Origin of the sequence: Iodobacter sp., from assembly GCF_025352645.1 — a bacterium.
GTDB lineage: Bacteria > Pseudomonadota > Gammaproteobacteria > Burkholderiales > Chitinibacteraceae > Iodobacter.
On record NZ_JANXSO010000051.1, the window covers coordinates 1 to 15535 of the forward strand.

Consider the following 15535-nt stretch of genomic DNA (forward strand, 5'->3'; position numbering starts at 1 on the left):
CACTTCTTTCAAGCTTGAGAGACTGGGGGAAAAAGAGTGAGTCTTTACGAGAGCCCCCAAGGAAAAAACGTATCTCCCAAGCTAAATTACGACGGCGTAGCCAGTTTGGTTAGCGCACATGGGGTTGCACCCGCCCTACGAATGGCAGACTGCTTAAGTTGATAGGATTGAGGTGAAGCCCGCGTATTTATTGAGCATTGCTCGCTGTAAAAAATGCATTTACATCGGCGTTATTGAGCAAGAGGCATCGCCAGGTTAAATATAGGGTGGGCACGCTTTTGTGCCCACGCGTTAATATGCAAATGGCACTATTTGTATTTAAATAAGGAATAAAAAATGGCAATCGTGGTCACCGGAGCGGCAGGGTTTATTGGCTCAAATATTATCAAGGGCCTGAATGCACGTGGCGAAACCGATATTATTGCGGTAGATGATTTAAGCCTACCAGGTCAATTTAAAAACTTAGTGGATTGTCAGATTAGTCACTATGCAGATAAAGAAGATTTTATTGCTGATCTCAGTGATGGCCATTATGACGGCGAAATCACCGCTATTTTCCATCAAGGCGCGTGCTCGGATACCATGGAGCATAATGGCAAGTATATGATGGATAATAACTATCAATATACGCTGGCCTTATTCGACTGGTGTCAGGCCGAGGAAGTGCAGTTTTTATATGCTTCTAGTGCAGCAACATATGGCAATGGCGATAATGGCTTTATTGAAACGCCAGATTGCGAAGCGCCATTGAATGTATATGGTTATTCTAAATTGCTCTTCGATCAAGTATTACGCCAGCGCATGAATGAATTAACCGCGCAGGCTGTCGGTTTTAGATACTTTAATGTTTACGGCCCGCGTGAGCAGCATAAAGGCCGTATGGCTTCAGTGGCTTTTCATCACTTTAATCAATATAAAGAGAGTGGTAAAGTTAAATTATTTGGCGAATACGCGGGTTACGCTAATGGTGGCCACACCCGTGATTTTATTTCGGTTGAAGATGTGGTTAAAGCCAATTTATGGTTTATGGATAACCCAGAAATCTGCGGCATTTATAATCTAGGTACAGGCCAATCCCAGCCCTTTAATGATGTGGCATTGGCGGTGGTTAATGCTTGCCGCACCCATGAGGGTAAAGCTGCGCTCACTTTAGATGAAATGGTGGCGCAGGGCGTGCTGGAATACATTGAGTTTCCTGATGCTTTGAAGGGTAAATATCAAAGCTTTACTGAGGCGGATACCACTTTACTAAGGGAATCTGGCTACGATGAGGATTTCTTGACAGTAGCAGAAGGTGTGGGCCGTTATGTAGAGGTTTTATTGCAAAAATAAGCCGCCCAAATAAGGGAAAAGCCGCGCGGTTTGCTTGGCTTTTCCCTTCTATATAGCACTTCAGCCCGCGTTTTTTGCACTTTATTACTTAGCTTTTGCACCTTGTCGCTTACACCTACTCAACCCTGTTTTTGCCTATTACAGTGTAATGATCAACACAGCGTAATGGAGTCAAAATCATGCGGTTCACTTCACATCTATTAGTTTTGTTTATTGTGGCCTTGGTGCACATTGCAATCTATATGGCAATTGTTAATGCGCATGAAGAAAGCATAAGAGACGCTCAGGTTTCTACGCTGACGTCCCCGTCTTATCAAGTTGCTTGGAATAATAAATAAGGGCGTTCAATGCATAGTTTTAATAAAGCACTATCCCGTGGCGCTTGCACTTATAAAAAATGCCGCACTTTTGTTAGTGCGGCATTTTTTTTATGACAGCTTTTTTAGCTATTGGCTTTGGCTAGCTGTGGTTTAAGCATTTTCTCTTCACGTTTGGTTTTGTTGGCAGGGGTGTCGTTTAGCATGGTCAATGCCAGTAAAGCCATGGCAGCGATACATGAGCCGATCAGTAGCATAAAGCCACCATCCCAACCAAAATGATCCACCGTGTAGCCCACCACGGCACTGGCCGCTACTGATCCGCCAAGGTATCCGAACAGCCCAGTAAATCCGGCGGCGGTTCCGGCGGCTTTTTTGGGCGCTAGTTCTAAAGCATGTAGGCCAATGAGCATGACTGGGCCGTAGATAAAGAAGCCAATGGCAATCAGTGCCAGCATATCAACGGTTGGGTTGCCCGCTGGGTTTAGCCAGTAAACGATCGTGGCAATGGTCACTAAGCCCATAAAGAACAAACCCGTTGCGCCGCGGTTGCCTTTAAATACTTTGTCTGACATCCAGCCGCAAAGTAGGGTGCCTGGAATACCGGCCCATTCAAACAGAAAGTAGGCCCATGATGATTTGTCGACTGAAAACTGCTTGGCTTCTTTTAAGTAAGTTGGGGCCCAATCCAATACGCCGTAGCGGAGTAAATAGACAAATACATTTGCAAAGGCGATATACCAGAGCAGTTTATTAGGCAGGATGTATTTTTTAAATATTTCTTTGGCGCTCAGCTCAATTTCATGCTCAGCGTTATAGTCTTTTGGATAGTCGTTTTTATATTCTTCAACCGGAGGCAGGCCGCAGGATTGCGGCGTATCACGCATCACCACAAAAACCAAGACGGCAATGGCAATGGCCGCCGCCGCAGGTACATAAAATGCCGAACGCCAATCGTTGAACCAGCCCATACCTAAAATAAATAGCGGGCCTATCATACCGCCGCCAACATTATGTGCGCAGTTCCATACCGAAACGACCGAGCCACGTTCTTTCTGACTCCACCAATGCACCATAGTGCGGCCACACGGTGGCCAGCCCATGCCTTGCACCCATCCATTTAGAAACAGCAGTACAAACATAATGGTGACGCTGGACGTGGCCCATGGAACAAAGCCCATAAACAGAAAAATAGCCGCAGAAAGGAGTAAGCCCATGCATAAAAAGATACGGGGGTTTGAGCGGTCTGAAACCGCCCCCATCAGGAATTTAGATATCCCATAAGCAATGGCTACGCCGGACATGGCAACGCCTAAATCGCCACGAGAAAAACCTTGCTCAACTAAATAAGGCATGGCAAGTGAGAAGTTTTTACGTACTAAGTAATAACCAGCGTAACCCAAAAAAATACCGAGGAAGAGTTGCCAGCGCAGCCGTTTATAGCTGCTGTCGATCTTTTCTTCGTCCATACGGGTGATATGGGGGGCGGGCTTTAAAAATTTAAACATCTGAGCGCTCCTTATCATGCGTCATGAAAGCCGCATTGGTTAAGCGAGGAGTGGGCCAGCCAAGTGGCTGGCCGGAAGATTTAGTGAATGCCGTGAGCCAGTGCAGCAAGCACCGCACCGATGATTGAGCCAACCACGGGCACCCATGCGTAGCCCCAGTCGCTGTTTCTTTTTCCGGAAATAGGCAGCAGGGCGTGCATGATGCGTGGGCCTAAATCACGAGCTGGGCTCATGGCGTAGCCCGTTGTGCCGCCTAGTGATACACCAATCCCCAGTACTAATAAGGCAACGGGCAGGGCATCCATCGCGCCAAGGGACATTTTTGGTGAAACCATGCTTAAGATCGCAAATACCAAGACAAAAGTCGCGACGATTTCAGAAACCAAATTGCCTGGTAGGCTGCGAATAGCTGGGCCAGTGCAAAAAACCGCCAGCTTTAGATCGCTGTCTTCAGTGCTTTCAAAGTGCTTGCGATACATTAACCACATCACTAAGGCACCGGCCATGCCGCCTAACATTTGTGCCACGATATAACCTGCCACATTGCCCCAGGCAAATTTGCCTGCTACAGCCAAGGCAATAGTTACGGCGGGGTTAAGGTGGGCACCACTAATGGCCGCCACGCTAAATACGCCCACAAACACGGCCATTGCCCAACCAAAGGCAATGACAATTAAGCCGCTATTTTGCCCCTTGGTTTTATTCAGTAATACATTGGCAACCACGCCATTGCCTAATAAGACTAGGAGCGCGGTGCCAATAAACTCGGCAATTAATGGAGTCATTTTGTAGATCCTTAATGCCCTGCCAGCTTGGCAGGGTTTTAATAAAAAAATCAAACCGCTTCGTGGTTAGCCCATGTCTTAGTGGCTTCTACCGCGCGATGCCAACCTTTTAGGTATTGCTGGGATGTTTCTGCCGGCATTTCGGCGCTAAAGCGCTTATCTAATTGCCATTGGCTTTGCACATCGTCAATGCTTTTCCAGTAGCCCACGGCAAGGCCCGCTAGATAAGCCGCACCGAGTGCGGTGGTTTCGGTGATTTTGGGGCGAATCACATCTGTGCCTAAAATGTCGGCTTGAAATTGCATTAAGAGTGGGTTGACGCTGGCACCACCATCGACGCGTAACTCTGGAATACTGATGCCGGCATCGGCTTCCATCGCCTTGAGAACGTCAGCGGTTTGATAGGCAATGCTATCCAGTGCTGCACGAGCGATATGGGCTGATTTAGTGCCTAGCGTTGCGCCAAATAGAGAGCCACGTGCGTCTTGATTCCAGTGTGGTGCGCCAAGTCCTGCAAAGGCAGGTACTAAATAAACGCCGTCGCTATCGCTGACTTGGCCTGCTAGCTCATTCACTTCGGATGATTTGCTGATCATGCCAAGGCCGTCGCGCAGCCATTGCACCACCGCGCCGCCAATAAAAATACTGCCTTCCAGCGCGTATTCCACGCGATCGCCAATTTGCCAAGCGATAGTGGTGATGAGATTGTTGTTAGAGATGATGGGTGTTACACCGGTATTCATCATCATAAAGCAGCCCGTGCCGTAGGTATTCTTAACCATGCCGGGGCGGGTGCATTGCTGGCCAAATAGCGCCGCTTGTTGATCGCCTGCAATGCCAGATAAAGGCACGCGGCTACCTAGGGTGGCTTCGTGGGTGTAGCCATAAATTTCGCTGGATGAGCGCACTTCCGGCAGCATGCTGGCGGGGATATCCATCAGCTCTAGTAGGTCTTTATCCCAGCTTAGGGTTTGTATATTAAACAGCATGGTGCGAGACGCGTTAGATACATCGGTGACATGCACTTCGCCTTGGGTGTAATTCCAGATCAGCCAGCTATCAATCGTGCCAAAGGCTAGTTTGCCTGCGTTAGCTAGCTCACGAGCGCCCGCTACATTATCTAAAATCCACTTGATTTTGCTGCCAGAGAAATAGGCATCGACCGGTAGGCCGGTTTTGGCGCGGATGGATGCTTCTAAACCCTGAGCCTTGATTTCATCGCAATACTGCGCGGTGCGGCGGTCTTGCCAAACAATGGCGTTATACACCGGCAGGCCAGTTTCGCGATTCCATACCACGGTGGTTTCGCGTTGATTCGTGATGCCGATGCCCGCTAATTGGGTGCTGTCAATATTGGCGCGGGTAATGGCTTCGTGTGCCACGGTAGATTGACCAATCCAAATCTCGAGTGCGTCGTGCTCAACCCAGCCTGGCTGAGGGTAGATTTGTTTGAATTCTTTTTGCGCCATCGAGATGATGTCGCCTGCCTGGTTAAACAAAATTGCGCGTGAACTGGTTGTTCCTTGGTCAAGCGCCAAAATGTATTTTTCTTTCACTTTTATCCCCTTTGCATCTTGCGGCAAGCGATGTGTTAATTGGTGTGCATTTTGTGTTTAAGGCCCCGTATCTCTGGCGGATGGGTGGCCCATAAGACTAGAAAGGTGGCTGTTGCCGGTAAATGTTACTTTCTGATCATTTTTGATTTTAATCGTTGTAACGATGATTTATATCAGGGAATGCCGCAGCTTGTAATCGATCTTTTCTGACTACAAAAGCGCTAAGGCGAGTATTCCCAAGGGATGTAAGCAAAAAAAGTGTTTTTTTGTTTGTTGCATTTTTATGCGAAATGGAACAAATAAAATAAAAATTCCTGCTGAAATCATATTTTTGCATGTGTGCATCAAGGGGGATGCAGCGATTACCTGAGGTATTAATGAGGATGTAGCTACTTTTTATGCCTGCACGAAGTTCCATCTGCCCTAAAAAAGTGATGGATATCAAGTTGCTTGGTTGTGATTAAAAGCGGATTGCATAGTGAGGGTGAAAACCGCCCTGCAAAAAAGCACAGTCCTTTGAAAAGCGGTGCCCGTGCATGGCAATGGCTTAAATTGATGCCTGTAGAGCAGGCAAGTAAGCCGTCTTTGCCCTCCCAATAAAATGTGTTATTCGTTTTTAAATGGGGTGGATGGATTTTGCCGCCCGGACAAAAAATACATCAATTGAAGTTAGCCAGCACTCGGCGCTGCTGATGCAACGTAGAGTTGGGTTTTTGATTCTTTGATGACGTTTTCCATCGCGGCATCAACAGGTTTGTCTGTAAATAGTGCGGTTATTTGGGATAGATGCCCTTGGCGTGCCAAGGCGGGTCGGCCAAATTTGGAGTGATCTGCCACTAAAAAAACATGCCGAGATTGCTTAATAATCGCCTCGGCAGTGCGTACTTCTCTAAAGTCAAAATCACGTAGCGTGCCATCGGCCTCAATGCTGGAGATGCCGATAATGCCGTAATCCACTTTAAACTGATTAATAAAATCGATCGTGGCTTCGCCGGTGATGCCGCGATCCCGCCCCCGCACCATGCCCCCCGCAATAATCACTTCACAATCGTGATAGGTGCACATCATTGCAGCAACATTCAAATTATTGGTAATCACATGCAAGCCATGATGGTGGCGCAGTGCTTTGGCGACTTCCTCTGTGGTAGTGCCTAAATTAATAAATAAAGAGGCGTTATTTGGAATATGCGCCGCTACCAACTCGGCAATTCTTTGTTTTTCTTCGATCAGCAGCACTTGCCTTGCGGCATAGGCCACGTTTTCGACGCTAGATAGTGTGCTTACACCTCCATGTAGTTTTTGTACTAGCTTGTTTTCAACCAGCTGATGAATATCACGGCGGATGGTTTGTTGGGTGACATCAAAGTGCTCGGCCAGCTTGTCTACGCTGACATAAGCCTCTCTTTGCACCCATTTCAAAAGTTCTTGCTGGCGTAAATTAAGAATCATGCGGGGTTCTCAGTGGCTGGGCAGTGTGGGTAATGGGGATTAATTGCTTTTTATTAGTTTATCAAGCCCACGCAAGCTGCGCGATGAGAAAGTGTTTTTTTGTGTAGGGGTTTTTCATAGCAAACATTTACAAAAGTATAATGTTAGTATTTTGTTGTTTTGTATTTGTTTGTGTATTATTTTGGGTAATAGTCAATAAAGTTCACCGCATCTGGGGCCAAAACGTGGAAGAGAAAATTTACGATGTACTGGTAGTTGGAGGGGGGATTAATGGGGTCGGGATCGCGCGAGACGCGGCTGGCCGTGGGCTTTCTGTTTGCCTGTGCGAAAAAGACGATCTGGCGCAGCATACGTCGTCCGCCAGTTCTAAGCTCATTCATGGTGGCTTGCGCTACTTGGAGTATTACGAATTTGGCTTGGTGCGCAAAGCACTGCAAGAGCGCGAAGTGCTGCTGGATTTAGCCCCACATATTATTTGGCCGCTGCGTTTTGTGATGCCGCACGATCCTGAGGGCCGCCCTAAGTGGCTGATTCGTACAGGATTGTTTCTTTATGATCATTTGGCCAGCCGAAAAGTTTTAAAGGGTACAGAAACCATCCGTTTTGATCGCCATGCTTCGGGCCAGCCATTAAAAGCAGGCTATACCCATGGTTTTGCTTACTCCGATGGCTGGGTACAAGATGCGCGTTTGGTGGTGCTCAATGCCATGGATGCGGTAGAGCGCGGTGCCGTGGTGTACACCCAAACCGCTTGCGTGGCGGCGAAGCGCGAACAAGATTTATGGCACTGCACCTTACAAGGAGCCAGCGGGGCGCAGACGGTTAAAGCACGCACTGTCGTCAATGCAGCAGGGGCTTGGGTGGAATCCGTACTTAAAAATGTAGTCGGGCAAAGATCAGTACATGCGCTGCGTTTGGTGAAAGGCAGTCATATTGTGGTGAAAAAATTATTTGATCATGCCGATGCCTATATTTTTCAGAACCCTGATAAACGCATTATTTTTGCTATTCCTTACGAAAAAGACTTCACTTTAATTGGCACAACCGATGTTGAATACCACGCCGACCCTGCCAAAGTAAGTATTGATAAAGACGAAATAGCCTACCTTTGCCAGATGAGTAATCGCTATTTTGAGCAGCAAATCAGCCCTAAGGATGTGGTGGCCACCTTTTCTGGCGTGCGCCCTTTATTGGATGATGCCTCTGGCAATGCCGCCAGCGTGACCCGTGATTACTCTTTGGAATTTGATGCTAGCCAAGGCTTGCTATCGGTCTTTGGCGGCAAGATTACAACATATCGTAAGCTGGCAGAGCAGGCGGTTGATCTACTTGCACCCCATTTGGGCAATCAGCACCCGTCATGGAGCGCCAGCAAACCCTTACCAGGTGGTGATCTAAATGGGACTTTTGAAGTATTTATGCAAAGCCTAGCGCATGAATATGCTTGGCTCCCTAGTGATTTATTACAGCGCTATGCTCGTACTTATGGCTCACGCACGGCGGTATTGCTTAAGGGTAAAAAATGCGTGGCCGATTTGGGTGAGGCTATTTTGCCGCAGCTCTATGAGGCGGAAGTGCGCTATTTAATGCAATTTGAATGGGCAAAAAGTGCCGAAGATATGCTGTGGCGCAGAACCAAATTGAAACTGCATTTGCCGCTAGGTGCTGAAGAAGTCTTAAACCAATGGCTGTCCCATCAAACAAGCCGTGCGGCGGTGCTCGTTTAATCAAGGAAACATAATGCAAGCGATGGATATGCAAGACGCAACGGTAAGCTGCCCAGTGAATATAGCAGCACCGCGTGCAAGAATGGTGGTGGCTAATTGGAAGATGTTTGGCAATCTTGCGCTCTGTAGGGAAAGCTTGCCACGCCTTGCAGACGCAGCGAATGCAAAAGTTGAGCTAGTAGTATGCCCACCTGCGCCTTATCTGGGCGAAGTAGGGCGGCTGGCGAATCGCTCTGGTGTGCAATACGGCGCGCAGGATGTGGCTGAAGTGACGCATGGTGCACGCACCGGTGAATGGTCGGCGGATATGCTAGCTGAGCTGGGCTGTCGCTACGCCATTGTGGGGCATTCAGAGCGCCGCGATCGCCACCGCGAATGCAACCAGACTGTGGCCGTAAAAGCGGCCATGTGCATTGCCGCTGGTGTTATCCCGATTGTTTGCGTGGGTGAAACAATGGAGGATCGTGAATCCGGCAATACCGAGGCCGTATTGGCCAAGCAGCTCAATGCCATTTTGCAGCTGATGAAAAAAAATGCCGTTTTTGTTTTGGCTTACGAGCCGGTATGGGCTATTGGCACAGGGCTTGCGGCAACGCCAGAGATGGCCCAAGACGTGCATGCTTTTTTGCGCCGCCAATTGGCGCTGTTTGTGCCTGAGTGGGGTGAATCTGTGACCATTTTATATGGTGGCAGCGTAAAAGCAGACAATGCCGCATCGCTATTTGCCATGCCGGATATTGACGGTGGCTTGGTAGGGGGCGCCTCTTTGAATGTGCTGGATTTACTGAGTATTTACCGCTCAGCCATGATTTAAATTCCGTTCGTCTTAGCGCACTTTGCTTTGTGCACATAAAAAGCCCGTTAGCTTCATTGCTAGCGGGCTTTTTTGTGCTCAAAGCCAATGAAGTACTAGGTGTGCATTACATTTGCTTTCTTGAATATTGTTATAGATTTTCATTTCTTTGCTTTGGCGTTCTTTTATAACTAATAATTTCATTGAAATGTATTGCTTAAAATCTATATTGGTTTTCGAGTAAGTCTTTTTTCATTATTTGAAATTTTTTAGTCAGTATTTTTTGGGTTTGGTAAGTTTGTCTAAGGGCCAGAGGCGGTATGGGATTTGTGCCGTATCCAGTGCTCAGTTGCTCTGCTTTTCAATGGTCGTTGGGTTTTAAAGCCTAAGACTACGTTTGCTTTTTGATGGGTCAATGGAGTGAGTCATGCAAAATACGTGGATAGAAACAAGCAATGTTGCCCAGTTTCAGGGTGCTAGTTGGGATAACTGGATTGGCACCAAAGCGTGCGGTAGCGTGGAGGTGGCTAGAGAATATGCCGAGCTTAATACCGAGGTCAGTTTTTTTTTCTATTGCCGCCAAGGCATGGTGCTTACCAATGGCCGCAGCTTTAGCCCAGGTGATGCGGCTTTTTTCTCTGGTCAACCTTGGTATGGCAGTGCGCCACAATGCGATTCTTATCAGAAAGTAGTGTTTAACACGCCTGCCTTTATTAATGATTTCCCAGTGGATTCGGCTCAGGATAATGCGACCAGCCTGCAGTGGAACACCAATATCAGCGGGTTTACGGCTCAGGCGATTCTGGGCGACCCGTGGAATTTGCTTTACGCCAACAATCAGACTTCTTATTTTGACACCAATTTCACCACGATTCCCAGCACGGCCACGGCTACTTTAATTCACTGGACGGCTTTTCCAAACCGCCTAGGCCAGTATCTGGGTAAAGGTGCTTATCCTGCCAATCCTTATAATTATTCAGCACAGCAATTGTTTGCCATTGCCGATCAATATGGCACTGCCGAAGAGCCTATCCCTGCTTTTCAAAATATCCCCACCCAGCTTTGCCCGCAAGCCACATGGAATAGCGAGCTGCATATGTACGGCCCTTACGGCCCGCGTGGCTGGCAGGATGAGTATTGTGAGTGGAGCGTAGTACGCGATCCACAAAGCGATAAAATCACCCGCATTGATATGACCTGCGAAAACCCAGAATACTGGAACACGCTGTGGATGATAGATCCGCAAAAAGTAGCCGATGTATATTCATCCACATTAAGCTTTGGTGCGCCAACGTCGGCCCAAGTTGTGGTGACTGTTAGCGATTTGTATTTACTCGATCCGGTGACTAAAGCGGTGGTGATTGATCCATCGACTGGCCGTCCAGCTTATAACCCGCTGAATAAATGGAATAGCGGCCCCGTTGCCGTGCGGGGAAGTAGTAGTAATTATGGTGGTGCGATGCACTTAACCAGCACCCCAAACACGCTACAAACAGAAATGGCGCTGGCAGGTGGAGCAACCATTCAACGTGTTTGCGGCAATAGCGTGCCGCAAACACTGATTTGCTGCGCGCAATACGGGCAGGCTTATCGCAATAGTGATCCGCATATTGGGCAATCGGTTAATCAGGTGGTTGGCGGGCAGGCAACGGGTGCGCCGTGTAAAGCCGCGCTGGCTAACCCAACGGGTTTGTATATTCAAGTGCCTGATTTAAGCGGCTTTACCCTGCCAGCAGATCCAAAACTGCCTGCAAATGCCTCCGCTCAGGATTGCTGGCAAATTGTGCGTGGCTCGGCAGAGTTAACCGATCCAGTCACCGGCATGTTGTTTGGTGCCACCACAGCATCGCCACAAAATGGCGGTAATTTTGTGCTGCATGCGGTGTTTCAGTTGCCACAATCTTGGGTAGCAGCGGGTGTGTCGTTTACGATAGGCGATATCACCGATGCATCGGGCGAGTCCATTCAGTGGGGTGGCCAGCTTACCCAGCAAATGTCGGTAGGCCTGTGGGCGCGCCCGATACAGGTTTCGGCTGCGCCTGCCAATGAAGCTTGCGTTTTACCGCCGCCCGCAGGTGTAACACCACCAGCGACCCCCGTCCCGCCTGATTACGCCCAGCCCTTACAGCTGTTTCACTCGGCCATTTGGAATGCTTACTTTAATACCCAAGTCAGCAATCCGATGAATACGCCAATTTCACTGGCTAGCAATTCCACCCTGATTGCGCCGATTGCACGGCTTGGGCAAAGCAATATTCCTATGGTGCTGACCTGCACCACGGCGCAGCTAGGGCCGCAAGGGCAGTTGCCAACGGTGGATTTTGGGCCTGATATCACCGTAGTGGTGAGTAACTTTAACGACAACGTAAATTACGCCGTACCGGGTAATTCTTATCCATCCCAATGCGCCTCCTTAAATTTACAAGTCAGTGTGGGCGCAAATGCTGAGCTGGGTTTACGCGGCTTATCGCTTACTAATTATGGGGATCCGGAGCAAGCGCCTATGTCGGCGCTGCTGAATATTATTCCGGCCTGATCATTCTTTATTAAAGGGGGTTGCCATGCGCTTAGTGAATCGTTGGCGGGTGTCCGCGTATATTGGTGTTTCGGCGGGATTGTTGCTTGGGTCTGCCGCCAATGCAGCTTGCCCAACGTGGGCAGGCGTGCCGGTTTTGCAGCCGATTATTCCTTGCGATTCACTGGGCACCAATCAAAACGCTTTCAATAATCTGGCATGGCAACAATTTATTACGCTTAATTGGGCGGCAGACCCCAGTTTACCGGGGCAGCCAAATACTGGCGTGCCTGCGTCCGCTTTTGGAGTCGCAGGCACGACTAGCCCTGTGGTTTGGGAAAGTTATAAAGAATCGTTTGAGGTGTTTCGCCCTAATGGCGCACCCCCTTTGCCATGGGCGAATAAGCAGGATATTCCGCTTGCGATGCGGCCTTTAATGAAAAGTAAAACCCTTAAAGCCACTTCGGCCTTGGGGGTGAAGGGCTTGTATCAGACATCTAAATTTGGCGATTCCCCCGTGCCTGCTTTAAAAGACATCGCCGAGGCAGGTACCCATGGTGCGTGGCTCACCGCGCAGCCCAAAATGAATAACTACGTCACCTTGTTTGAAAAGCGGCTTAATCAGGATGAGTACAACTATATCAATCAGAATCAGCTGTATATCGCCAACAAGCAGCCCGCATTTGCCACCACGCAGGGGCTGAATCTGCCCGATGGCTCGGCGACGTTTTCCACTTATGGCACGGTAGGAGCGATTGAAATTAAAGCGGCATGGATAGAGCTGGATGACCCCACACTCTGGCCAATGTTTAAAACATCCCAAGCATGGGTGAGTTATCCAATCACAGGCGGCGGCAGCACCACGCCCAAGCAGGTCACCGTGGGCCTAGTGGCTTTGCATATTATTCGCAAAACACCCAATGCCCAGCAGTTTATGTGGAGTACTTTTGAGCATGTTTATAATGCGCCCAGCAAAACCGAGCTAAGCGCGCCGCCCTTGCCTTGGTACACTTATTTCAATCTAAACTGTGATCCAGCAACGGATTACTACAAATGTGTGCAGAATAAAATGCCGGTGGTGGGTACAGATCCTTACAATGCGCCGGTGCAAGTGGTGCGTACTACGCCCATCAGCAACACCACCGCTAATAATATCGCAGCCCTTAATACCAATACTTGGGCCACGATTAAAGCGGCTAATCCAAGCTCGGTGTTTTTAAATTACCAACTGGTGAATGTGCTTTGGCCCAATAACAACACCCCCATTTACCCTGGTGCTACCGCACCGCTCCCCGATGGCAATGCCCAGCCCCCCGTCGCGCAGCAGCCTGTGGCAAATACGGTGTTAGAAACCTACCATCAGGACATCAACTGCCTGAGCTGCCACACGGGGGCGACCATCGCAGGGAAAAACGCCACGCTGGTTAGCGATTACTCTTTCTTGTTTTCTGAGGCGGGCAACCCACTTATTCAGCTTAAAAAGAGCAAATTAATGCGGGTAAAAGTGCCGCCTGCGCATTAATGGCTGGGAGCAATTGCGGCGATTTGAAACATCTTTTGCAATTCTTGCAAAACCACCGGTAGGGTAGTGAAACCTTCGCTCATTAAAAAATGCCCACCGTTTTTTACCAGCAAAAACTGGGCGTCTAATTGCTGGCTTAGGGCTTGTGTCAGCGCAAAGGGTACGGAGGCATCGTTGTCTGCAGCAATTACGCAGCGTTGCCTAATCCCCTCGCGCAAATGCAGCTTATTTAATGGCCGCGCCGTAAACGCATCAAGCTGAGGCAAGAGCGGCACCGCCTCAGCAAATCCCGCCACCAGTACCACGCCACCTACGGGCTGCTGAATGTGTTCCAAATGGCGCAGCACCGTAATGCAGCCCAAGCTATGCCCTACAAAATAAACATCCTCATTGTGTACCGCCACACCTTGCTGAATTGCTGTCAGCCATGCTTGTAAATCAGGCGTGCCGGAGTTTGGCATGGCTAAAATATGGCAGGGCACGTCGATCGTGGCGAGTTGCTCTTTTAACCAAGCAAACCAGTGGTCTGTGGGCGAAGCTTCAAAGCCATGGATGATGTAGGTGGTGGGCATTGTGGGCTCTTATGGACTTAAATTTTTTGATTATTTTATATGCCAATCGCAACAACTAATCAGGAAAAATCACCCGCTCTTTTAGATAACCACCGCCTTCTCTGCGTGTCCAAGATTGGGTGGTGATAATGTCATTGCGTAGTTCAGGGGCATTTGCATCAGTTAATACAGGGAACATTTGATCCGTTTTAAGCTTGTCTTGTTCTTCTGGTGTAAATACGCGATCACTGTCTTTTTTGAGGGCCTGTTTATCTTTTAATCGCTGGCTGACTTCTGGGTCTGCCTGCGTGTTTTGGTAAACTTTTTCATCATAGGGGTGCCTGATTTAGGCGGTTTTTTCTGCATTTCTAGCAGGCGCTCAGATTTTTCTTCTTTGGTAACGTAGCCAGCCAAATAAAAGCCTGAAAGCGAATTATGCACGTGCTCATCAAGCATCTGTAGCGCAGGCGCAAGGGTGCTACTAGGGGCTTGATCAAAAATGCTGAGCGCAAGTTTTTCAATGGCATCTGGGGCGTGTCGCCAGTCAGATAACTTAAGCGCTCTTTGACAGCCCAGGCAAAGGCTTTAAGGTTTCTGCAGCCCAATCAAAATGCCCATTGGCAAACCATAGCGGCGTGGTTTCGGCTGCAGAATTAGCCAAGCCCACCGATGCAACAGAATCAAATAGGCCAAGAAAATTAATCTCTAAGGGTATTCCACAGAGCGTGCCATGATCTAAGGCCGCATCTAGCCAGCAACAAAATGCCCGCGCCTCAATCGCCCCACGAGAAAAACCAAATACCGATACCCTAATTAAAGGAATAGCAGGCTTAGGCTTAGCGCTACGCACTTCCTGCAATTTGGCATTTAATTCTTCTCTTAAATCGGCAAACCAAGTTTTACGATTAGGCCGCTCACGGCGCATTTGTGGATCGTAATTGTTTTGCTGTTCTACATCGCGTTTATATTGTTCTATTTTTTTTGCGATAGCGCCTTCGTCCCACAATACTTCTTCATCGTTTATAGCTTTGTATACAGCGTTGTATGTGTGAAAAAGTGCGTAGAGGATGCGGGCTTGTCCTCCTTTTGCCATTGCTTTTCCATCAGCAGATTCACGCAGCTCTTTATTGGGCTTAAATATTGTTCCAACACCAAGGATGTAAATGGCATAGCGCCCTGTTTTTTGTAGTGCCCCGCTTCCTTGGGATACTTTATGAATCCGATAGAGTCGAACGATATTACTGTGTGATGAGTCTTCTATGTCGCGGTCCATATTGTTATTTGTGCCATCAAAGAATAGACTAATTGCAACATCTAATTGTTTGCGGTGAACGTCAGTCCTGTAATGGCAAATTCCCGCTGCTCGGCACTGTCCCATTCATGTGCGGGGTGATCTTCTAGGCGGAACCATTGCCCCGCTTGTAAAGCGCGTAGCGTGCCAGAGCCGGTAAAGGATTTCTTTTGGGCGTCTGCTGCTTGC

14 protein-coding genes are annotated in these 15535 nt (G+C 48.5%); 6 read left to right on the forward strand and 8 right to left on the reverse strand.

What is annotated here, in order from left to right:
• The first annotated feature begins 336 nt into the window (after positions 1-336).
• Complete coding sequence (rfaD, locus tag Q0R17_RS06915; protein WP_293933327.1) at positions 337-1332, forward strand: ADP-glyceromanno-heptose 6-epimerase; 996 nt, start codon at positions 337-339, stop codon at positions 1330-1332.
• Positions 1333-1511: 179 nt separating this feature from the next.
• Complete coding sequence (locus Q0R17_RS06920) at positions 1512-1670, forward strand: hypothetical protein (protein ID WP_293933328.1); 159 nt, start codon at positions 1512-1514, stop codon at positions 1668-1670.
• 104 nt (positions 1671-1774) lie between these two features.
• On the opposite strand, the gene glpT is transcribed toward Q0R17_RS06920, so the two are convergent.
• From glpT to Q0R17_RS06940, 4 genes are all read right to left on the reverse strand, one after another.
• Positions 1775-3157, reverse strand: a complete 1383-nt coding sequence (gene glpT / locus Q0R17_RS06925) for a glycerol-3-phosphate transporter (RefSeq protein ID WP_293933330.1) — start codon at positions 3155-3157, stop codon at positions 1775-1777.
• Positions 3158-3237: 80 nt separating this feature from the next.
• Complete coding sequence (locus Q0R17_RS06930; protein WP_293933331.1) at positions 3238-3942, reverse strand: MIP/aquaporin family protein; 705 nt, start codon at positions 3940-3942, stop codon at positions 3238-3240.
• A gap of 50 nt (positions 3943-3992) precedes the next feature.
• Positions 3993-5498 (reverse strand): glycerol kinase GlpK, encoded by a 1506-nt coding sequence (gene glpK / locus Q0R17_RS06935; protein ID WP_293933332.1) that lies wholly within the window; start codon positions 5496-5498, stop codon positions 3993-3995.
• 669 nt (positions 5499-6167) lie between these two features.
• The gene (locus Q0R17_RS06940) at positions 6168-6947 is read right to left on the reverse strand and encodes a DeoR/GlpR family DNA-binding transcription regulator (protein ID WP_293933334.1); all 780 of its coding nucleotides are present in this window, start codon (positions 6945-6947) and stop codon (positions 6168-6170) included.
• Between the two features lie 224 nt (positions 6948-7171).
• Between Q0R17_RS06940 and glpD the strand changes: the two genes are divergently transcribed.
• The 4 genes from glpD to Q0R17_RS06960 all read left to right on the forward strand — a co-directional run bounded on the left by glpD (position 7172) and on the right by Q0R17_RS06960 (position 13504).
• A complete protein-coding gene (glpD, locus tag Q0R17_RS06945) occupies positions 7172-8674 on the forward strand; it encodes a glycerol-3-phosphate dehydrogenase (RefSeq protein WP_293933335.1) in 1503 nt (500 codons plus the stop codon).
• Positions 8675-8687: 13 nt separating this feature from the next.
• Positions 8688-9488: a triose-phosphate isomerase gene (gene tpiA, locus Q0R17_RS06950; protein WP_293933336.1), complete on the forward strand. Its 801-nt coding sequence runs from the start codon at positions 8688-8690 to the stop codon at positions 9486-9488.
• Between the two features lie 406 nt (positions 9489-9894).
• On the forward strand, positions 9895-12003 hold the full coding sequence (locus tag Q0R17_RS06955) for a hypothetical protein (RefSeq protein ID WP_293933338.1): 2109 nt from the start codon (positions 9895-9897) through the stop codon (positions 12001-12003).
• A 25-nt stretch (positions 12004-12028) separates the two neighbouring features.
• Positions 12029-13504, forward strand: a complete 1476-nt coding sequence (locus Q0R17_RS06960) for a hypothetical protein (protein ID WP_293933340.1) — start codon at positions 12029-12031, stop codon at positions 13502-13504.
• On the opposite strand, the gene Q0R17_RS06965 is transcribed toward Q0R17_RS06960, so the two are convergent.
• The 4 genes from Q0R17_RS06965 to Q0R17_RS06980 all read right to left on the reverse strand — a co-directional run.
• Positions 13501-14076 carry an alpha/beta hydrolase gene (locus Q0R17_RS06965; protein ID WP_293933342.1) on the reverse strand — a complete coding sequence of 192 codons (576 nt, stop codon included), beginning with the start codon at positions 14074-14076 and terminating at the stop codon, positions 13501-13503. The genes Q0R17_RS06960 and Q0R17_RS06965 overlap by 4 nt on opposite strands.
• A gap of 55 nt (positions 14077-14131) precedes the next feature.
• Complete coding sequence (locus Q0R17_RS06970) at positions 14132-14254, reverse strand: hypothetical protein (protein WP_293933344.1); 123 nt, start codon at positions 14252-14254, stop codon at positions 14132-14134.
• Between the two features lie 354 nt (positions 14255-14608).
• Positions 14609-15433, reverse strand: a complete 825-nt coding sequence (locus Q0R17_RS06975; RefSeq protein ID WP_293933346.1) for a phospholipase effector Tle1 domain-containing protein — start codon at positions 15431-15433, stop codon at positions 14609-14611.
• On the reverse strand, positions 15370-15535 hold a 166-nt coding region (locus Q0R17_RS06980), incomplete at its 5' end, for a contractile injection system protein, VgrG/Pvc8 family (RefSeq protein ID WP_308446353.1). The genes Q0R17_RS06980 and Q0R17_RS06975, both read right to left, overlap by 64 nt.

What these genes read in the sequence shown, in the direction of transcription:
- rfaD (WP_293933327.1), top strand. Translation starts at nt 337, where the DNA reads ATGGCAATCGTGGTCACCGGAGCGGCAGGGTTTATTGGCTCAAATATT.
- Q0R17_RS06920 (WP_293933328.1), top strand. Translation starts at nt 1,512, where the DNA reads ATGCGGTTCACTTCACATCTATTAGTTTTGTTTATTGTGGCCTTGGTG.
- glpT (WP_293933330.1), bottom strand. Translation starts at nt 3,157, where the DNA reads ATGTTTAAATTTTTAAAGCCCGCCCCCCATATCACCCGTATGGACGAA.
- Q0R17_RS06930 (WP_293933331.1), bottom strand. Translation starts at nt 3,942, where the DNA reads ATGACTCCATTAATTGCCGAGTTTATTGGCACCGCGCTCCTAGTCTTA.
- Q0R17_RS06940 (WP_293933334.1), bottom strand. Translation starts at nt 6,947, where the DNA reads ATGATTCTTAATTTACGCCAGCAAGAACTTTTGAAATGGGTGCAAAGA.
- tpiA (WP_293933336.1), top strand. Translation starts at nt 8,688, where the DNA reads ATGCAAGCGATGGATATGCAAGACGCAACGGTAAGCTGCCCAGTGAAT.
- Q0R17_RS06955 (WP_293933338.1), top strand. Translation starts at nt 9,895, where the DNA reads ATGCAAAATACGTGGATAGAAACAAGCAATGTTGCCCAGTTTCAGGGT.
- Q0R17_RS06960 (WP_293933340.1), top strand. Translation starts at nt 12,029, where the DNA reads ATGCGCTTAGTGAATCGTTGGCGGGTGTCCGCGTATATTGGTGTTTCG.
- Q0R17_RS06965 (WP_293933342.1), bottom strand. Translation starts at nt 14,076, where the DNA reads ATGCCCACCACCTACATCATCCATGGCTTTGAAGCTTCGCCCACAGAC.
- Q0R17_RS06970 (WP_293933344.1), bottom strand. Translation starts at nt 14,254, where the DNA reads ATGTTCCCTGTATTAACTGATGCAAATGCCCCTGAACTACGCAATGAC.
- Q0R17_RS06975 (WP_293933346.1), bottom strand. Translation starts at nt 15,433, where the DNA reads ATGGGACAGTGCCGAGCAGCGGGAATTTGCCATTACAGGACTGACGTT.